The organism is Cupriavidus sp. HMR-1, from assembly GCF_000319775.1.
GTDB classification, from domain to species: domain Bacteria; phylum Pseudomonadota; class Gammaproteobacteria; order Burkholderiales; family Burkholderiaceae; genus Cupriavidus; species Cupriavidus metallidurans.
The window spans coordinates 1-2,125 of sequence record NZ_ANKP01000215.1 but is presented as its reverse complement, the minus strand read 5'-3'; the positions used below and the strand labels follow the sequence as shown (position 1 = coordinate 2,125).

2 protein-coding genes and 1 pseudogene are annotated in these 2,125 nt (G+C 67.5%); all 3 read right to left on the bottom strand.

Translation table 11 applies throughout. From position 1 onward, the window contains the following. Positions 1–589, bottom strand: a pseudogene (locus D769_RS20455) (flagellar hook-length control protein FliK); the annotation flags it as partial. A gap of 15 nt (positions 590–604) precedes the next feature. Beyond that, positions 605–1,057 carry a flagellar export protein FliJ gene (fliJ, locus tag D769_RS20450; RefSeq protein ID WP_008649006.1) on the bottom strand — a complete coding sequence of 151 codons (453 nt, stop codon included), beginning with the start codon at positions 1,055–1,057 and terminating at the stop codon, positions 605–607. Further along, positions 1,050–2,125, bottom strand: a 1,076-nt coding sequence (locus D769_RS20445; protein WP_008649003.1) for a FliI/YscN family ATPase, incomplete at its 5' end; no start/stop codon positions are given. The genes fliJ and D769_RS20445, both read right to left, overlap by 8 nt.

The window sequence follows — 2,125 nt, the reverse complement described above, 5'->3', positions numbered from 1 at the left end:
GGGCCAACAGCGTGGCGGCATCGGTGGCCGGGTTTGCTTGCGTGGCGGTCGCGGTCGCCGCGGTCTGAGCGGCGAGCGGGAGGCCGTTGGCACCGGCTAGTCTGGCTGCATCCGCGGCTGCATTGGCCGCTGCATCGGCGGCTGCGCCCCCAGTCAGTGCCGTCGTGGCGGGTGCGGCCTGCTGTGCCAGCATCGCAGCGGCCAGGGCTGCTGCTGCGGCCTGCGCGTCGCTCGAGGGCGTCGAACCGTCGTCACTGGCTTGCGTGCTGTCGTCCTTCTTGTCGGCCGTGGCGCTGGTCTTGCCGCTGTCTTTCTGCTGCGGTGTGCTGGAAGCGCCGGACGTACTGGCCTGCGTCGTCTGTTGCCGCGTGTTCTGCGATGCGTCATCCTTCGGCGCGCTGGTCTGGCTTGAATCCTTGGACTTGCTGGCGACCGGTTGCGTGCTCTGCGGGGTGCTATCGCGCGCGCGCGATAGCGCGTCCTGGAATGCCTTGGCGTCCGCGGCGGCGGTGCTGGCGGCGTTGGACTGCGTCAGGGTCTTGAGGGCGGCGTTGGCGGTGTTACCAATAAGCTGGCTGATATCGATCATGGTCTCTTCGTCGGATCAGGTTCGGCCGGCCGCCGGCTGGCGGGCAATGCGGGCCGCGTATTCGTCATTGGCGCGCTGCTCGCGCCGGGCGGAGACTTGCTGCTCGCGTGTTTCCGCCCGCGTGATCAACGTATCGAACGAGTTCTGGCGGCGCTTCTGCTGCTGCCAGTTGGCGCGTCCGGCCAGCAGGTCCGCCTCGGCCTTGGCCAGCGCATTGGTCTGCTGACGGATGGCGTGGTCAAGCGAATCGAGGAAGCGCGAGAAGTCGTGCCAGCGGCTCGACGACATGCCTTCGGCGGCGATCGCTTGCATCCGGACGCGGTACTCCTGACGGTACTGTGTCAGCGCGTTGAGTTGTTGCTCGGCCTGGGTGCGCAGCCCCTGCAGTCGACCCAGTTCGCGCGCGGCCTTGTCCGTGTCGTCCTGGGCCAGGTCGGCCAGCGTATTCAGCGGATTGTGCTTAACCATGATGCGTCCTCTCGAAGAGATCGTGCAACTGGGCGATCGAGGCGTCGTAGCCGGCGCGTTCGTGAATGTCCTGCTGCAGGAAGGCCTCCATGCGCGGATACATGCGAATCGCGAGATCGAGCTCCGGATCGCTGCCGGGCACGTAGGCCCCGACACTGATCAGGTCGCGGTTGCGCTGGTAGCGCGACATCAACTGCTTGAAACGCCGCACGGAGGCAAACTGCGGCGCGTCGATCAGCGCAGTCATGGCGCGGCTGATCGAAGCTTCCACGTCGATGGCCGGATAGTGGCCGGCTTCGGCAAGGCTGCGGGACAGCACGATGTGGCCGTCCAGAATGGCGCGGGCGGAGTCGGCGATCGGATCCTGCTGGTCGTCGCCCTCGGTCAGCACCGTATAGAACGCGGTAATCGAGCCGCCGCCTTCGGGGCCGTTGCCGGTGCGCTCCACCAGTGTCGGCAGCTTGGCGAACACCGAGGGCGGGTAGCCTTTGGTGGCGGGCGGCTCGCCGATGGCCAGCGCAATTTCGCGCTGCGCCATCGCGTAACGGGTCAGCGAGTCCATGATCAGCAGCACGTGCTGGCCCTTGTCGCGGAAATACTCGGCCAGGCGCGTCGCATAGGCAGCGCCCTGCATGCGCAGTAGCGGCGAGGTGTCGGCCGGCGCGGCCACCACCACCGAACGCTTGCGGCCTTCCTCGCCGAGGATGTTCTCGATGAATTCCTTCACCTCGCGGCCGCGTTCGCCGATCAGGCCGACCACGATCACGTCCGCATTGGTGTAGCGCGCCATCATGCCCAGCAGCACGCTCTTGCCCACGCCGGAACCGGCGAACAGGCCCATCCGTTGGCCGCGACCGACGGTCAACATGCCATTGATCGCGCGCACGCCGGTGTCGAGCACGGTCTCGATCGGCGCGCGTGTCAGCGGGTTGATCTGCGTGCCGGCCAGCGGAACTTCGCTGGCAGCGGTAATCGGGCCGAGGCCATCGAGCGGCCGTCCGGCCGCATCGAGCACACGGCCGAGCAGGCCATCGCCAACCGGCAGCCGCTTCGATCCCTGCTCGCGCG

Coding starts and splice junctions, on each gene's coding strand:
- fliJ (WP_008649006.1), bottom strand. CDS start 1,057: ATGGTTAAGCACAATCCGCTGAATACGCTGGCCGACCTGGCCCAGGAC.